Here is a 16,464-nt window from a genome sequence, read left to right as displayed (position 1 = left end):
GTCGGGGGGCAGGGTGGGGTCGGTGTGGCGGGCCTTAACGGCGGTATGGGGGGTGCCGGCGGTACCGGTGGCAACGCCGGTTTGATCGGCGATGGTGGGGCGGGTGGCCAGGGTGGCGTCGGTGCGGCCGGGGCAGACGCGGTCGACCCCGCGCCCGGACCCGCGGCCGATCCGGGGGTGACGCCAGCCAATGTAGTCGGACCTGGCACCCAAACGGGCGCGCCTGGCGGCACCGGCCTCCCCGGCACGGCAGCGACGCCCACCGGTGGTTCCGGCGGCAACGGCGCCAGCGCCACAAGCAACTCTGACTTCGTCGGGAAGGCATTCGGCGGCGCCGGCGGAGACGCGGGTATCGCGGCTGCTGGCGGGGCTGGTGGCAACGGCGGCAACGGCGGCAACGCCACAATCCAAGGTGGCGACGGCAACGTCTTCGCCTCGGGCGGCCAGGGTGGTGCCGGTAGCAACGGCGTCGCACCCGGCAGCGCCGGCGGCAACGGCGGCACCGGCGGGGCGGCAACCCTGCTTGGCGGCAAAATCCCGAGTGGTTTTGCCCAGAGCGGCGCCGGCGGTAACGGCGGCGACGGGGCTAGCAGTGCGTTGTCCGGCGGTGCCGGGAGCACCGGCGGGACCGGCGGCGCTGGCGGCGCCGGCGGCCTGCTGTACGGCAATGGCGGTGCTGGTGGCGCCGGAGGTGTGGGTGGCACCGGCGGCACGGGCGCTCCGGGCGGGGCTGGCGGCACCGGCGGTGACTCGGCCACTGCGTTGGCTTTCCAACGCGATGACCTATTCTTCCTCACAGGTGGAGCCGGCGGCGCCGGTGGTGACGGCGCCAACGCGCTTGGTGTCGGCGGCCCCGGCGGTACCGGGGGTATGGGCGGTAATGGCGGCGCCGCCTCGCCGCTATTCGGCAACGGAGGTGCCGGCGGGAACGCCGGTGTCGGCGGCGCCGGGGGTACCGGTGGCGCCGGCGGCGCCGGCGGCGACGGCGGGGTCGGCGGCGGCACAAAAGCTGTCAGCAGCTTCGCCGGTCTCGGTGCGGGCGGTGGCGGCGGTGCCGGTGGCGATGGTGGCGGTGGCAGTGACGGCGGAGCGGGTGGAACCGGTGGGACCCTTGGTGGCGTGGGCGGCAGGGCCGGGTTCTTGCTGGGCGTACCCGGCGCCAACGGCTCGGCTGGTGTCGGGGGTCCGGGCGGGGCCGGCGGTGCGGGTGGCGCGGCCGGCACCGGGGGCCAGGGTGGCCAAGGGTTGGGTGGTGGCGCAAACGGTGGTGCCGGCTCGGACGGTATCGCGGGCGCCGACGGCCAAGCCGGCCCGGACGGCTAACCGGCCACGTCCAAGGAATGCGCAGGGCAGCCCAGACGCTCCACCAGCCCGGCCGCAAAACGCGGCAAAGCAACCAACGCACCTGTACCACAACCGCGCGGGTCCGGCCGCCATAGCAGTCACTAGGCTTGCCGCCTGTGATCACCCGGATGTCCCAGCTGTTCCTGCGCACGCTGCGCGACGACCCCGCCGACGCCGAAGTGCCCAGCCACAAACTGCTGATCAGGGCCGGATACGTCCGGCCCGTCGCGCCGGGACTCTACAGCTGGCTGCCGCTGGGGCTGCGGGTACTGCGCAACATCGAGCGGGTGGTCCGCGAAGAGATGAACGCCATCGGCGGGCAAGAGATCTTGTTTCCCGCGCTGCTGCCACGAGCGCCCTACGAGACCACGAACCGGTGGACCGAGTACGGCGATAGTGTTTTCCGGCTGCAGGACCGTCGCGGCAATGACTACTTGCTCGGGCCGACGCACGAGGAGCTGTTCACCCTGACCGTGAAGGGCGAATACAACTCCTACAAAGACTTTCCGCTGGTCCTGTATCAAATTCAGAACAAATACCGCGACGAAGCCCGCCCGCGCGCCGGCATCCTGCGGGTCCGCGAGTTCGTGATGAAGGACTCCTACTCCTTCGATATCGACAGCGCCGGCCTGAAGGCCGCCTACCACGCACACCGCGAGGCCTACCAGCGCATTTTCGAACGTTTACGGGTGCGCTACGTCATCGTCTCGGCGGTCTCCGGCGCCATGGGCGGCAGCGCCTCCGAAGAGTTCCTGGCCGAAAGCCCGGTCGGTGAGGACACGTTCGTCCGGTGCCCGGAGTCGGGTTATGCCGCCAACGTCGAAGCCGTCATCACCGCGCGCCCGGAGACCCGACCGATCGATGGACAACCCGAAGCGGTGGTCCACGACACCGGGGACACCCCGACCATCGCCACACTGGTCGCCTGGGCCAACCAGGCCGACCTGGGCCGCACGGTGACCGCTGCGGACACCCTGAAGAACGTCCTGGTCAAAGTCCGCCAACCCGGCAAGGACTGGGAGTTGCTGGCCATCGGAGTGCCCGGCGACCGCGAGGTCGACGACAAGAGGTTGAGCGCGGCCCTGGAACCGGCCGAATACGCCTTGCTCGACGACGACGACTTCGCCAGATACCCGTTCCTGGTCAAGGGCTATATCGGTCCAAAGGCATTGCGAGCCAACAATGTTCGCTACCTCGTCGACCCGCGTGTGGTCGACGGCAGCAGCTGGATCACCGGGGCGGACGAACCAGGCCGGCATGTCGTCGGCCTGGTTGCGGGTCGTGATTTCACCGCCGACGGCACCATCGAGGCTGCCGAGGTGCGCGAAGGTGATCCCTCTCCGGACGGTGCCGGCTCCCTGGTCATGGCGCGCGGCATCGAGATCGGCCACATCTTCCAGCTCGGCCAGAAATACACCGACGCCTTCAGCGCCGACGTGCTCGGCGAAGACGGCAAGCCGGTACGGCTGACCATGGGCTCCTATGGCATCGGGGTGTCGCGGCTGGTCGCCGTCGTCGCCGAACAGCACCACGACGAGCTGGGTTTGCGCTGGCCACCGTCGATCGCGCCGTTCGACGTTCACCTGGTGATCGCCAATAAGGACGCGGAGGCGCGCAGCGGAGCCGTCGCGCTGGCCGCCGAACTGGATCAACTCGGCGTCGAGGTGCTGCTCGACGACCGTCAGGCCTCGCCCGGCGTCAAGTTCAAGGACGCCGAACTGCTGGGAATGCCCTGGATCGTCGTGGTGGGGCGCGGCTGGGCGGATGGCGTGGTCGAATTGCGCGACCGATTCAGCGGTCAGACCCGTGAGCTGGCTGTCGGCGCCTCACTGGCCACCGATATCGCGGCAGCCATCAGCGGTTAGCTATTCGTTTCCGCCCGGGAACGAGGTGGTGATCGGCCAGGCGCCCAGCACCTTGTTCCACCGGGCGGCCATCACTGCGCTCTGGGTCAAAGCCGTCGACGCGAACGCCCGGTCATCGGCAGTCTCGGCATGCTCGACGACGGCACGCCACGCCGTCGCGCCGTCGTTCTCCATCCGCGCGGCCAGCCGCGCCGCATCGGCTGGGCTGCCCACGTCGTTGGGCAACTGGTAGCCCGCGGCGGCTGCCGGCGCGGTGACCTTGCGGGCGGCCAGCATCGCGATGACGTCGTCACGGCGTTGGCGATGTTGGTTCAACGCCTCCACCACCAAGTCGTTGACGCTGGGCGGCGACAGCGCGGACACAATGCCATACCCGTAGATGGTCGCGTGCTCGACGGCGAGGGCGTCGCTCAGCGCCGCGGTGTCGGCATCTTTGCCGGCGGGCGACCGCTTGGGGCTGGCCCCGAAACTGGGTTCCGACGAGGTCATATCGAGGGTCCCCCGGGCAGCAGCGCAACCGTGTAGGAAGCGGTGCAGGAGGCCGCGATGGAGGCGAGTAGCCCCGCGCGGTAGCCCGATACCGTGGCAACCAGGCGACTGGCATCCTCGGCCGACTTGCGCAGCGAATCCACCACGTCGGACACCGGCGGTGGCGGTGGCGGGGGTTCGGTGCCCGTGGGGCTGGGGCTGGCGCTCGAGCTGCTCGTTTCGCTGGTAGCCGATACCAGCTTGCCCGCGGCGCGGGCGATCTCGGTGGCCAGGGCCCGGGCATGCGCGCCGCGTTGGCTGGCCACCACCGTCAGCGCGGCAGCGACCTGCGGCGGATTGCCGATCGCCGCTGCGGCGGCCGAAGCCAGCGCGCTGTCGCGTCGGGCCTGCTCCAAGGGCGCCAGGAGCTCATCGACCGCGGGGGGTTTGGGGGTGGACTCGCCACAGGCGGACACGACCACCCCGAGTGCAGCGAGAGCGGCACCTCCGGCGAGCACACCCCGCCTGTTGACGACGGGTACTGCTCTGGGCACAGCAACATCCTGCCATCACCAACGAGTTGGGCACGACAAGGGACGACCACGATCCGGGGAGGTGAAACCTCGACGACCTGATCACGGCGGTATTGGCGATTCCTGGCGTATCGTTGGTAGCTGGTTCCCTGTGGATCGGCGACGATTGGGCGTCGGCGGGCCGGGTGAACCGCCCTGGCAGCGAAATCCGCCAGATGACCGGACAACTCAAGATGAGGAGCTCGCCGTGACCACCGGGCTACCTTCGCAGACGCAGGTGATCGAGCTACTCGGTGGGGCATTTGCATGCGCCGGCTACGAGATCGAAGACGTGGTCATCGACACCCGCGCCCACCCACCGCGGATCACGGTGGTCGCCGACGGCGACACCGCACTCGACCTGGACACCATCGCCGCCCTGTCGCGCTCGGCTTCGGCTTTGCTGGACGGCCTGGACACCATCCGCGACAGGTACGTCCTCGAAGTCAGCTCGCCCGGTGTCGAACGTCCGCTGACCAGCGAAAAGCACTTCCGCCGCGCCCGCGGTCGCAAGGTCGAACTCGCATTGTCCGACGGATCCCGGCTGAGCGGCCGGGTCGGCGAGCTGACCGGCGACACCATGGCGCTGGTGGTCCGGCAGGGCCGGGACTGGGCGGTGCGCCAGATTCCACTGGCGCAGGTCCTGAAAGCTGTTGTCCAAGTAGAGTTTTCGCCGCCGCCCCGAGCCGAGCTCGAGTTGGCGACGGCGGCTGGGGCCGCTGGTACGGAGGCCGAATCATGAACATCGACATGGCCGCGCTGCATGCGATCGAGGTCGACCGGGGCATCTCGGTCAACGAATTGCTCGAAACCATCAAATCCGCGCTGCTCAGCGCCTACCGGCACACCCAGGGTCACCAGACCGACGCTCGCATCGAGATCGACCGTAAGAGCGGCGTCGTCCGGGTGATCGCCCGCGAGCTGGACGACGAGGGAAACCTCATCAGCGAATGGGATGACACCCCGGAGGGTTTTGGCCGCATCGCGGCAACGACGGCTCGTCAGGTGATGTTGCAGCGATTCCGCGACGCCGAGAACGAGCGGACATACGGCGAGTTCTCGACCCGGGAGGGTGAGATCGTCGCGGGCGTGATCCAGCGCGACAGCAGGGCCAATGCCCGCGGTCTGGTGGTCGTCCGGATGGGAAGCGAGACCAAGGCCTCCGAGGGTGTCATCCCCGCCGCCGAACAGGTCCCCGGCGAGAGTTACGAACACGGCAACCGGCTGCGTTGTTACGTGGTTGGCGTGAGCCGTGGTGCCCGCGAGCCGCTGATCACGTTGTCGCGCACCCACCCAAACCTGGTGCGCAAGCTGTTCTCGCTGGAGGTTCCCGAGATAGCCGACGGGTCGGTGGAGATCGTCGCGGTGGCCCGTGAGGCCGGCCATCGGTCCAAGATCGCGGTGCGTTCGAACGTCCCGGGCCTCAACGCCAAAGGTGCCTGCATCGGGCCGATGGGCCAGCGGGTGCGCAACGTGATGAGCGAACTGTCCGGCGAGAAGATCGACATCATCGACTACGACGAGGATCCCGCGCGCTTCGTGGCCAACGCGTTGTCGCCCGCGAAGGTGGTCTCGGTGTCGGTGATCGACCAGAATGCCCGGGCCGCCCGCGTGGTGGTGCCCGACTTCCAGTTGTCGCTGGCCATCGGTAAGGAGGGGCAGAACGCGCGGCTGGCCGCTCGGCTCACCGGATGGCGCATTGACATCCGCGGCGATTCACCGGCGCACCCGGCGGGTCATCCTGAGCAGGGCGCCAGCCGCGGAATGGCACACGAGCGCTAGCGGTCGGCGTCGGAACCATAACGCCATCCCCGGGTGGTTCTGGCGGCCGGTTCGGTGACGCTAGACTGAGCCGTGATCCAGCGCGAGCCTTCGGTGGCGGCGCACAGATGTTCCGACAGTCCCTGTGGACCGGTGCGGACGTGCGTCGGGTGCCGGAAGCGAGAGTTGGCCGACGAACTGCTTCGAGTGGTGGCTGAGTCGACCGGGAACGGCAACTACGTCGTGATCGTTGACCCAAACAGAAGGCTGCCGGGGCGGGGTGCATGGCTGCATCCCGAACCGCGGTGCCTACAACAAGCAGTTCGGCGGAGGGCTTTCACCCGAGCGCTGCGCATCACCGGTTCACCGGATACGTCAGCGGTGGTCGAACACATCAGTGGGTTTCCCGCTGAGCAACAGAACAGGCAGCAACGAACATGAGCACACCGTGAAGTCCCGATGACAATGTGTCATAGCTAAACCCGAGGCGCGGCCTACAACTGTCGTCGCCTCATAGACAGGAGATGTAGTGGCAGGTAAGGCCCGCGTACACGAGTTGGCCAAGGAACTCGGTGTTACCAGCAAGGAAGTGCTCGCCCGACTGAGTGAACAGGGCGAATTCGTCAAATCGGCATCGTCTACGGTAGAGGCGCCCGTCGCCCGCCGGCTGCGTGAATCGTTCGGTGGCGCCAAACCAGCCCCCGACAAGGCCCCCGCCAAGGGTCCGGAGAAAGGCCCCGATCGAGCTGCCGCCAAGGCCCCGGTGGCCGTGCCTGGCACGGATGGTGGCAAAGCCGCAGACCAGTCCCTTGACCAAGCCCTCGACAAGGCGATTGCCAAGGCGGCCGGCAACGGCGCACCGACGGCCGTCGCACCCGATAGGGCCGCCGACTCGGGCAAGACGGCAACGTCGCCCACCCGAGCCACACCCCGCCCGTCGGCTGCCACCGCGACTCCCGCGCCTCCGAAGGCGCCGCAACCCGGACAACCGGCGACGCCGCCACTGGGCCAGCCGCCCAGCTCACCGGCACCCCACCCCGGCATGGCTCCCGGGGCGCGTCCCGGACCGGCGCCCAAGCCCGGTGTCCGGACGCCGCGCGTCGGCAACAACCCGTTCTCCTCGGCGCAACCGGCCGACCGGCCCATTCCGCGTCCGCCGGCTCCGCGCCCCGGAGCGCCGCGTCCTGGGGCACCGCGTCCGGGCGCCTCGCCCGGCAGCATGCCGCCACGTCCCGGCGGCGCGGCCGGTGGGCCACGCCCGCCACGTGCCGGCGCGCCGCGACCCGGCGGCGGCCGGCCCGGCGGCCCCGGTGGCCGTTCGGATGGCGGCGGCGGCGGTAATTACCGCGGCGGCGGCGGTGGCGTGGGTGCCGCGCCCGGGACCGGATTCCGCGGCCGTCCCGGCGGTGGTGGCGGCGGTCCCGGCGGCGGTGGGCGTCCCGGCCAGCGCGGCGGCGCGGCCGGCGCGTTCGGCCGTCCGGGCGGCGCACCCCGGCGTGGCCGCAAGTCCAAGCGGCAGAAGCGCCAGGAATATGACTCGATGCAGGCCCCGGTCGTCGGCGGCGTGCGGTTGCCGCACGGCAACGGCGAGACGATCCGGCTGGCCCGCGGTGCGTCACTGTCCGACTTTGCCGAGAAGATCGACGCCAACCCGGCAGCGCTGGTTCAGGCGCTGTTCAACCTCGGCGAGATGGTGACCGCCACCCAGTCGGTCGGCGATGAGACCCTCGAGCTGCTGGGCAGCGAGATGAACTACAACGTTCAGGTGGTCAGCCCCGAGGACGAGGACCGCGAGCTGCTGGAGTCGTTTGACCTCTCCTACGGCGAGGACACCGGAGACGAGACCGATCTGCAGACCCGTCCGCCGGTTGTGACCGTGATGGGCCACGTCGACCACGGTAAGACTCGGCTGCTGGACACCATCCGTAAGGCCAACGTCCGTGAGGGCGAGGCCGGCGGCATCACCCAGCACATCGGGGCCTACCAGGTGGGTGTCGACCTCGACGGCAGTGAGCGGCTGATCACCTTCATCGACACCCCTGGTCACGAGGCGTTCACCGCCATGCGTGCCCGCGGTGCCAAAGCCACCGACATCGCCATTCTGGTGGTCGCGGCCGACGACGGCGTGATGCCGCAGACGGTTGAGGCCATCAACCACGCGCAGGCCGCCGACGTGCCGATCGTGGTCGCGGTCAACAAGATCGACAAGGAGGGCGCCGACCCGGCCAAGATCCGGGCCCAGCTCACCGAGTACGGCCTGGTTGCCGAGGACTTCGGCGGCGACACCATGTTCGTCGACATCTCGGCCAAGAACGGCACCAACATCGAACAGCTGTTGGAAGCGGTGCTGCTGACCGCCGACGCTGCACTGGACCTGCGGGCCAACCCCGACATGGAGGCTCAGGGTGTGGCCATCGAGGCGCACCTGGACCGCGGCCGCGGGCCGGTCGCCACGGTGCTGGTGCAGCGCGGCACGCTGCGGGTCGGCGACTCGGTGGTCGCCGGCGACGCCTACGGCCGGGTCCGCCGGATGGTCGACGAACACGGCGACGACATCGAAGCGGCATTGCCGTCGCGTCCCGTCCAGGTCATCGGCTTCACCTCGGTGCCCGGGGCCGGCGACAACTTCCTGGTCGTCGACGAGGACCGGATCGCGCGCCAGATCGCCGACCGGCGCAGCGCCCGCAAGCGCAACGCCATGGCCGCGCGCAGCCGTAAGCGGATCAGCCTGGAGGACCTGGACTCGGCACTGAAGGAAACCAGCCAGCTCAACCTGATCCTCAAGGGCGACAACGCCGGTACCGTCGAGGCGCTGGAAGAGGCCCTGATGGGTATCCAGGTCGACGACGAGGTGGCGCTGCGCGTCATCGATCGCGGCGTCGGCGGTATCACCGAGACCAACGTCAACCTGGCGTCGGCCTCGGACGCGATCATCATCGGGTTCAATGTGCGCGCCGAGGGCAAGGCCACCGAGCTGGCCAACCGCGAAGGTGTCGAGATCCGCTACTACTCGGTCATCTACCAGGCGATCGACGAGATCGAGCAGGCGCTGCGCGGCATGCTCAAGCCGATCTACGAAGAGGTCGAGCTGGGTCGTGCCGAGATCCGGGCGTTGTTCCGGTCCTCGAAGGTCGGCCTGATCGCCGGCTGCATGATCACTTCGGGTGTGGTGCGCCGCAACGCCAAGGCCCGACTGTTGCGGGACAACATCGTGGTCGCCGAGAACCTCTCGATCCACTCGCTGCGGCGGGAAAAGGACGACGTGACCGAGGTCCGCGAGGGCTTCGAGTGCGGTTTGACGCTGGGCTACTCCGACATCAAGGAGGGCGACGTCATCGAGTCCTACGAGCTGGTTCAAAAGGAACGCTCGTGAGGGGACGCGCGGATGGCTGACCCGGCACGGGCACGCCGACTGGCCAAACGGATCACCACCATCATCGCGTCGGCGATCGAGTACGAGATCAAGGATCCGGGACTTGTCGGGGTGACCATCACCGACGCCAAGGTGACCGCCGACCTGCACGACGCGACCGTCTACTACACGGTGATGGGCCCCACGCTGGACGACGAGCCGGACCACGCCGCCGCGGCCGCAGCGCTGGAACGGGCCAAGGGTGTGCTGCGCACCAAGGTCGGAGCCGGCACCGGGGTGCGTTTCACGCCGACCCTGACGTTCACCCGGGACACCACCTCCGACACGGTGCATCGGATGGAGGAGTTGTTGGCGCGCGCCCGCGCCGCCGACGCCGACTTGGCGCGGGTCCGGCAGGGCGCCAAGCCGGCCGGCGACGCCGACCCGTACCGTGATGGCGGGGCTTCCGGGGGACTTAGCGATCGGATCGAGGCTGGGGACACCGGTGACCACGACCGATCGAGGGACTGAGCTGGCCGAGGTGCCGAGCTGCCCGGGGGCGCGTGTCGATGCCCTCGGCGCCGTCGAGTTGCTGTCGGCCGCCGCCAGCGTTGCGGTGATTGCCCACGTTCATCCCGACGCGGACGCCATCGGCGCCGGATTGGCGCTGGCCTTGGTGTTGGACAAGTGCGGAAAGCAGGTCGAGGTGAGCTTCGGCGCGCCGGCGACACTGCCGGAGTCGCTGGCGTCCTTGCCCGGGTGCCACTTGCTGGTGAGCCCGGATGCGATGCGTCGCGATGTCGCTTTGGCCGTGACCGTGGACGTACCGAGTGTCCGGCGGCTCGGCGGGCTGAGTGACCTGGCCGGTCCCGGCCGGGATGTGCTGGTGATTGACCACCACGCTTCCAACGATGCGTTCGGCACCGCGAACTTCATCGACTTGTCGGCAGACTCCACCACGATGATGATCGCCGACCTTCTCGACGCTTGGGGCAAGCCGATCGACGTGGACGTTGCCCATTGCATCTACGCCGGGTTGACGACGGACACCGGGTCGTTCCGGTGGGCCAGTGCCCGCGGCTATCGACTGGCGGCGCGGCTGGTCGAGATTGGCGTCGACAATTCGGCCGTCAGCCGGACCTTGATGGACACCCACCCGTTCGAGTGGCTGCCGATGCTGTCGCGGGTGCTGACCTCAGCACAATTGGTGCCCGAGGCGGTCAATGGCCGGGGTTTGGTCTACGTGGTGGTCGACAACCGGGAATTCCTCCGAGCGCGTCAGGAAGAAGTGGAGAGCGTTGTCGACATCGTGCGCACCACCGAGCAGGCCGAAGTGGCGGCGGTGTTGAAGGAGGTCGAACCACGACAGTGGTCGGTCTCGATGCGGGCCAAGAAGGACATTGACTTGACGTCCGTCGCCGCGCGGTTCGGAGGCGGTGGTCACCAGCTGGCAGCCGGCTATTCGACCAATGGCTCGATCGACGATGTTGTGACGTCCCTGCTGGCGGCTCTGGGCTAACCGCGGGCTAACAATTGTTGAGCGACGCCGGACGGTCACGCGTGCCCGGCCGGCGAATCGCGGCGCTGGCCCTACCCGCACTGGGTGTGCTGGCCGCCGAGCCGTTGTACCTGCTCTTCGATACCGCCGTGGTGGGTCGGCTCGGGGCGTTGTCGCTCGCGGGTCTGGCGATCGGCAGCCTGGTGCTCGGCCTGGTCGGTTCGCAGGCGACGTTTCTGTCTTACGGCACGACCGCGCGCTCGGCGCGCCACTTCGGGACCGCCGATCGGGAGGCGGCCGTCACCGAGGGCGTGCAGGCGACCTGGCTGGCGGTGGGTCTGGGCGGGTTGACGGTCGTCGTGGTCGAAGCCGCGGCGGTGCCAGTGGTGTCGGTGATCGCCGGGCCCAGCGGCACCGGCATTTCGGTGACGGCGCTGCCATGGCTGCGGATCGCGATCCTGGGGGTACCGGCGATTCTGGTTTCGCTCGCCGGTAACGGCTGGATGCGCGGGGTGCAGGACACCATGCGGCCGCTGCGCTACGTGGTCGCGGGTTTCGGCCTGTCGGCACTGCTGTGCCCGCTGCTGGTCTACGGCTGGCTGGGCATGCCGCGGCTGGGGTTGTCCGGTTCCGCGGTGGCCAATCTGGTTGGTCAGTGGCTGGCAGCGTTGTTGTTCGGGGGTGCGTTGCTGGCCGAGCGGGTGCCGCTGCGGGTCGATTGGCCGGTGCTGCGCGCGCAACTGGTGATGGCGCGTGACCTGATCGTGCGGACTCTGGCCTTCCAGGCGTGTTTCATCTCGGCTGCAGCGGTGGCAGCGAGGTTCGGCGCCGCCGCGCTGGCGGCACACCAGGTGGTGCTGCAACTGTGGGGTTTCCTTGCCCTGGTTCTCGATTCGCTGGCCATCGCGGCGCAGGCGCTGGTCGGCGCTGCCCTGGGTGCCGGTGACGTGGCGCACGCGAAGTCGGTGGCCTGGCGGGTGACGGTGTTTTCGCTGCTGGCGGCGGGCGTGCTCGCCGCCGCATTAGGGGCAGGGGCCCCGCTGCTGCCCGCGCTGTTCACCCATGACCGATCGGTGCTTGCCGCGATCGCGGTGCCGTGGTGGTTCCTGGTGGCCCAATTACCCTTCGCCGGAATTGTTTTCGCGCTCGACGGGGTGTTGCTGGGGGCGGGTGACGCTGCCTTCATGCGCACCGCCACCGTCGTCAGCGCACTGATCGGCTTTCTGCCGCTGACCTGGTTGTCGTTGGTGTACGGGTGGGGGCTGGCGGGCATCTGGTCGGGCCTGGCCACATTCGTCGCGCTGCGGCTGCTCTTCGTCGGATGGCGGACGATCAGCGGCCGGTGGGCACTGACGGGGACGGCCTGACGCGCGGAAATTGCCGTCATGGCTGTCGTCGGGTCCCTGGATTCAACTGGCCGATACACTGCGCCGGTGACCCCCCGCCTCCCGGACGCGCGCCGAGCGCGGCACCGGCCGTGGCCGGACTACGCGCTGTTCGTCGTCCTGGTGGGCCCGAATGTGGGGCTGCTGCTGCTCTTCATCTACCGCCCACTGGCCGACAACATCAGGTTGTCGTTCTTCGACTGGAACGTCTCCGACCCCAAAGCCGACTATGTCGGGTTCTCCAACTACGCGGAGTGGTTCGCGCGCGACGACACCCGCCAGATCGTGCTCAACACGGCCGTGTTCACCACCGCTGCGGTGGTGGGCTCGATGGTGCTGGGGCTGGTGCTGGCCCTGCTGCTCGATCAACCGTTGCGTGGCCGAAATCTGGTGCGCTCGACGGTTTTCGCGCCCTTTGTGATCTCGGGCGCGGCCGTCGGCCTGGCGGCCCAGTTCGTCTTCGATCCGCACTTCGGTCTGGTACAAGACCTGTTGCGGCGCATCGGAGTCGGCGTGCCCAACTTTTACCAGGATGCGCACTGGGCGATGTTCATGGTGACCGTCACCTATGTCTGGAAAAACCTCGGATACACCTTCGTCATCTATCTGGCGGCGTTGCAGGGGGTACGCCGAGATCTGTTGGAGGCGGCCGAAATCGATGGAGCCAGCCGGTGGACCACGTTTCGCCGGGTGCTGTTGCCCCAGCTGCGTCCCACCACCTTCTTCTTGTCGATCACCGTTCTGATCAACTCGTTGCAGGTGTTCGACGTGATCAACGTCATGACCCGTGGCGGTCCGCAGGGCACCGGCACCACAACCATGGTCTACCAGGTGTATCTGGAGACGTTCCGCAACTTCCGGGCCGGTTACGGCGCCACCGTCGCCACCATCATGTTCCTGGTGCTGCTGGCCATCACCTATTACCAGGTGCGAGTCATGGATCGGGGGCAGCGGCAGTGACGTCGCCAGGCCGTCGCGCGACCGCACGCTTGCTCGGTTATGCCGCGATGTCGTTGGTCGTCGTATTGATTGCCGGGCCACTGGTGTTCGTGTTCTTCACCTCGTTCAAGGACCAGCCCGACATCTATTCGCAGCCCACGACCTGGTGGCCGCCGCGCTGGCATCCGCAGAATTACCGGACCGCGACCGAGCAAATTCCGTTCTGGACCTTCCTGCGCAACTCGATCGTCATCACGTCGGTGTTGGCGGTGGTGAAGTTCATGCTCGGCGTGCTCAGCGCGTTCGGCTTGGTGTTCGTGCGGTTTCCGGGCAAGAATGTGGTGTTCCTGCTGATCATCGCCGCGCTGATGGTGCCCAACCAGATCACCGTGATTTCCAATTATGCGCTGATCTCACAACTGGGTCTGCGCAACACTTTTCCCGGCATCATCTTGCCGCTGGCCGGTGTCGCTTTCGGAACATTCCTGATGCGCAACCACTTTCTGTCGCTGCCTCCCGAGATCATCGAAGCGGCCAGAATGGATGGCGCGCGCTGGTGGCAACTTCTGTTGCGGGTGGTGCTGCCGATGTCGGGGCCCACCATGGTGGCCTTCGGCATCATTACCGTGGTAAACGAATGGAACGAGTACCTGTGGCCGTTCCTGATGTCTGACGACGAATCGGTGGCGCCGCTGCCGGTGGGGCTGACCTTCCTGCAGCAGGCCGAGGGCATCACCAACTGGGGTCCGGTGATGGCGGTGACGCTGCTGGCGATGTTGCCGATCTTGCTGATTTTCATTGTCCTGCAACGCCAAATGATCAAGGGTCTGACGTCAGGTGCGGTCAAGGGTTAGGGTGCCATGAATCCGGTAAGCCGCCGACGGTTTTTCGCGTTGGCAAGTGCCGCTGCCGCGGGAACGACGGCCGGGTGTGCGGGGATGGGCGGCAGCGGCGCGGTGAAGTCGGGCTCCGGCCCAATCACCTTCTGGTCCTCTCATCCCGGCACATCCACCGCGGTGGAGAGGGAATTGATCAATCGATTCCAGAGCCGCTTTCCGGACTTGCCGGCCAAGCTGATCGACGCCGGCAAGGACTACGAGGAAGTCGTGCAGAAGTTCAACGCGGCGCTGATTGGAACCGATGTGCCCGATGTCGTGTTGTTGGACGACATCTGGTGGTTCCATTTCGCCCTCAGCGGTGTCATCACCCCGCTGGAAGACCTGTTCGACGAAGTCGGGGTGGACACAAGCGATTACGTCGACTCACTGTTGGCCGACTACGAGTTCAACGGCCGGCACTATGCCTTGCCGTATGCCCGCTCGACACCGCTGTTCTACTACAACAAGGCGGTATGGGACCGCGTCGGCCTGCCGGACCGCGGGCCGCAAACCTGGCAAGAATTCGACGAGTGGGGTCCCCACCTGCAGCGTGCCGTCACCGTCGGCAACTGGGCACACGGCTGGGCCAACGACACGCTCATCTCCTGGACGTTCCAGGGGCCGAACTGGACCTTCGGCGGCGCCTACTCTGACGAGTGGACGCTGAAGTTCACCGACCCGGCCACCATCGCGGCCGGCAACTTTTACCGGGATTCCATCCATCGCAAGGGGTATGCGGCGATCGCCAACGATATCAACAATGAGTTCGCCACCGGCATCGTGGCCTCGGCCCTGGCATCGACCGGCGCCCTGGCCGGCATCACCGCAGCTGCCCGCTTCGATTTCGCAGTGTCGCCACTGCCCACCGGCCCGGGCGGAGCGCCCGGCTGCCCGACCGGCGGGGCGGGGTTGGCGATTCCCACCAAGCTATCCCACGAACGAAAAGTCAACGCACTCAAGTTCATCGCATTCATCACCAATGCGGCCAACACCGCGTATTTCAGTCAGCGCACCGGCTATCTGCCGGTGCGCAAGTCCGCCGTCGACGACCCGAGCGAGCAGCAATACCTGGCGGCAAACCCCCGCGCCCGAGTGGCGCTGGACCAGCTGCCACACACCCGCCCGCAAGATTACGCACGCGTTTTCCTGCCCGGCGGTAACCGCATCATCTCGACCGGCCTGGAATCCATTGGGCTGAAAGGAGCCGACGTCACGTCAACCTTCGCCGACATCAACCAGCAACTGAAAATCATCCTCGACCGGCAAATCAAGCGAAAGCTACCCGGTCATGGCTGACATCCGGTATTCCGCAGTGACCCATCGCTATCCCGGCGCCGACGTGCCAGCCGTCGTCAACCTGGACCTCGATATCGCCGACGGCGAATTTCTGGTTCTCGTCGGCCCCTCCGGTTGCGGCAAGTCCACGGTCCTTCGGCTACTGGCCGGGCTGGAATCGGTCGAAAGCGGCCAGATCACTATCGGTGGTGTGGACGTGACGCATCTGCCGCCACGGGAACGCGACGTAGCGATGGTTTTCCAGAACTATGCGCTGTACCCGAACATGACCGTGGCCGCCAACATGGGGTTTGCCCTGCGAAACGGCGGGATGTCGCGCGCAGCCACTCGGCAGCGCGTGCTCGAGGTCGCCGACATGTTGGAATTGACTGAGCTGCTTGATCGTAAGCCGTCGAAGCTCTCCGGTGGGCAGCGTCAACGGGTGGCGATGGGACGGGCGATCGTGCGGCGGCCGCGGGTGTTCTGCATGGACGAACCGCTGTCGAATCTGGATGCCAAGCTGCGGGTGAGTACCAGGTCGCAGATCTCCGGGCTGCAGCGTCAGCTGGGCACCACCACCGTCTACGTCACCCACGACCAGGTGGAGGCGATGACCATGGGTGATCGGGTTGCCGTGCTCAAAGACGGTGTGCTGCAACAGGTCGACGGTCCCCGCACGCTGTATGACGACCCGGTCAACACGTTCGTGGCAACGTTCATCGGGGCCCCGGCAATGAACCTCATCGAGGCCACCGTGAGCAATGGTGCGCTGACGTCGCCGGGGCTGGCGATTCCGGTTCCACGCGGGGCGGTCGGGCAGGTGCTGGTCGGCATCCGGCCGGAGTCCTGGGATGTAGTGCCGGCCGGGACTGCGGGATCGTTGCGTGTTCGGGCCGAGTTGGTGGAGGAGTTGGGGTTCGAATCGTTTGTGTATGCAAGCCCTCTCGAGCAGCAGGGCTGGGCGTTACGTGTGCCGCGGATCGTGGTCCGCACCGACCGCCACACCGCGGTCGGGGTAGACGACAGCCTGGGGATCCGGCCGCATCCGCAAGAGGTGTGCTTCTTCGACAGCCGGACCGGGACTCGTATCCGCTGAGGATCGACTGCCGCTGGTAGCCGCGACACTG

General features: G+C 67.6%; 15 protein-coding genes. 13 read left to right on the top strand and 2 right to left on the bottom strand.

Features of this window, described 5'->3' with window-relative positions; translation table 11 throughout:
* Positions 1 to 45: 45 nt before the first annotated feature.
* Entirely contained in the window at positions 46 to 1,323 is a 1,278-nt protein-coding gene (locus CDN38_RS29235) for a hypothetical protein (protein ID WP_438502284.1), read from the top strand.
* A 137-nt stretch (positions 1,324 to 1,460) separates the two neighbouring features.
* The gene (locus CDN38_RS04220; protein ID WP_075511295.1) at positions 1,461 to 3,209 is read left to right on the top strand and encodes a proline--tRNA ligase; all 1,749 of its coding nucleotides are present in this window, start codon (positions 1,461 to 1,463) and stop codon (positions 3,207 to 3,209) included.
* Here the strand turns inward: CDN38_RS04220 and CDN38_RS04215 are convergent, their stop codons facing one another.
* Together CDN38_RS04215 and CDN38_RS04210 are read right to left on the bottom strand one after the other, a co-directional pair.
* Positions 3,210 to 3,698, bottom strand: coding sequence for a ferritin-like domain-containing protein (locus tag CDN38_RS04215; protein WP_075511294.1), 489 nt, complete (start codon positions 3,696 to 3,698; stop codon positions 3,210 to 3,212). It lies immediately after the preceding gene.
* Positions 3,695 to 4,231, bottom strand: a complete 537-nt coding sequence (locus CDN38_RS04210; RefSeq protein ID WP_075511293.1) for a hypothetical protein — start codon at positions 4,229 to 4,231, stop codon at positions 3,695 to 3,697. Before CDN38_RS04210 ends, CDN38_RS04215 begins: the two co-directional genes overlap by 4 nt.
* Positions 4,232 to 4,457: 226 nt before the next feature.
* Between CDN38_RS04210 and rimP the strand changes: the two genes are divergently transcribed.
* From rimP to CDN38_RS04155, 11 genes are all read left to right on the top strand, one after another.
* Positions 4,458 to 4,991, top strand: coding sequence for a ribosome maturation factor RimP (rimP, locus tag CDN38_RS04205; protein ID WP_075511302.1), 534 nt, complete (start codon positions 4,458 to 4,460; stop codon positions 4,989 to 4,991).
* Positions 4,988 to 6,031, top strand: coding sequence for a transcription termination factor NusA (gene nusA, locus CDN38_RS04200; RefSeq protein ID WP_075511292.1), 1,044 nt, complete (start codon positions 4,988 to 4,990; stop codon positions 6,029 to 6,031). The genes rimP and nusA overlap by 4 nt, the downstream gene beginning before the upstream one ends.
* Before the next feature lie 72 nt (positions 6,032 to 6,103).
* Positions 6,104 to 6,451: a YlxR family protein gene (locus CDN38_RS04195; protein WP_082277181.1), complete on the top strand. Its 348-nt coding sequence runs from the start codon at positions 6,104 to 6,106 to the stop codon at positions 6,449 to 6,451.
* Between the two features lie 88 nt (positions 6,452 to 6,539).
* Entirely contained in the window at positions 6,540 to 9,383 is a 2,844-nt protein-coding gene (infB, locus tag CDN38_RS04190) for a translation initiation factor IF-2 (RefSeq protein WP_075511291.1), read from the top strand.
* A gap of 12 nt (positions 9,384 to 9,395) precedes the next feature.
* Positions 9,396 to 9,893 carry a 30S ribosome-binding factor RbfA gene (gene rbfA / locus CDN38_RS04185; RefSeq protein WP_075511290.1) on the top strand — a complete coding sequence of 166 codons (498 nt, stop codon included), beginning with the start codon at positions 9,396 to 9,398 and terminating at the stop codon, positions 9,891 to 9,893.
* On the top strand, positions 9,868 to 10,881 hold the full coding sequence (locus CDN38_RS04180; RefSeq protein WP_075511289.1) for a DHH family phosphoesterase: 1,014 nt from the start codon (positions 9,868 to 9,870) through the stop codon (positions 10,879 to 10,881). The genes rbfA and CDN38_RS04180 overlap by 26 nt, the downstream gene beginning before the upstream one ends.
* A gap of 17 nt (positions 10,882 to 10,898) precedes the next feature.
* Positions 10,899 to 12,227 carry an MATE family efflux transporter gene (locus tag CDN38_RS04175; protein WP_075511288.1) on the top strand — a complete coding sequence of 443 codons (1,329 nt, stop codon included), beginning with the start codon at positions 10,899 to 10,901 and terminating at the stop codon, positions 12,225 to 12,227.
* A 66-nt stretch (positions 12,228 to 12,293) separates the two neighbouring features.
* Entirely contained in the window at positions 12,294 to 13,205 is a 912-nt protein-coding gene (locus CDN38_RS04170) for a carbohydrate ABC transporter permease (protein WP_099319320.1), read from the top strand.
* 47 nt (positions 13,206 to 13,252) lie between these two features.
* Positions 13,253 to 14,038 carry a carbohydrate ABC transporter permease gene (locus tag CDN38_RS04165; protein ID WP_075511301.1) on the top strand — a complete coding sequence of 262 codons (786 nt, stop codon included), beginning with the start codon at positions 13,253 to 13,255 and terminating at the stop codon, positions 14,036 to 14,038.
* Between the two features lie 6 nt (positions 14,039 to 14,044).
* Positions 14,045 to 15,358, top strand: a complete 1,314-nt coding sequence (locus CDN38_RS04160; RefSeq protein WP_075511286.1) for an ABC transporter substrate-binding protein — start codon at positions 14,045 to 14,047, stop codon at positions 15,356 to 15,358.
* Positions 15,351 to 16,433 carry an ABC transporter ATP-binding protein gene (locus tag CDN38_RS04155; RefSeq protein ID WP_075511285.1) on the top strand — a complete coding sequence of 361 codons (1,083 nt, stop codon included), beginning with the start codon at positions 15,351 to 15,353 and terminating at the stop codon, positions 16,431 to 16,433. The genes CDN38_RS04160 and CDN38_RS04155 overlap by 8 nt, the downstream gene beginning before the upstream one ends.
* Positions 16,434 to 16,464 lie beyond the last annotated feature (31 nt).

This window comes from Mycobacterium ostraviense (assembly GCF_002705925.1).
GTDB classification, from domain to species: Bacteria; Actinomycetota; Actinomycetes; order Mycobacteriales; family Mycobacteriaceae; genus Mycobacterium; species Mycobacterium ostraviense.
The sequence above is the reverse complement of the archived record's forward strand: the minus strand, read 5'-3'. Positions and strand labels throughout refer to the sequence as shown.

Coding starts and splice junctions, on each gene's coding strand:
- CDN38_RS29235 (WP_438502284.1), top strand. CDS start 46: ATGGGGGGTGCCGGCGGTACCGGTGGCAACGCCGGTTTGATCGGCGAT.
- rbfA (WP_075511290.1), top strand. CDS start 9,396: ATGGCTGACCCGGCACGGGCACGCCGACTGGCCAAACGGATCACCACC.
- CDN38_RS04215 (WP_075511294.1), bottom strand. CDS start 3,698: ATGACCTCGTCGGAACCCAGTTTCGGGGCCAGCCCCAAGCGGTCGCCC.
- CDN38_RS04160 (WP_075511286.1), top strand. CDS start 14,045: ATGAATCCGGTAAGCCGCCGACGGTTTTTCGCGTTGGCAAGTGCCGCT.
- nusA (WP_075511292.1), top strand. CDS start 4,988: ATGAACATCGACATGGCCGCGCTGCATGCGATCGAGGTCGACCGGGGC.
- CDN38_RS04165 (WP_075511301.1), top strand. CDS start 13,253: ATGTCGTTGGTCGTCGTATTGATTGCCGGGCCACTGGTGTTCGTGTTC.
- CDN38_RS04155 (WP_075511285.1), top strand. CDS start 15,351: ATGGCTGACATCCGGTATTCCGCAGTGACCCATCGCTATCCCGGCGCC.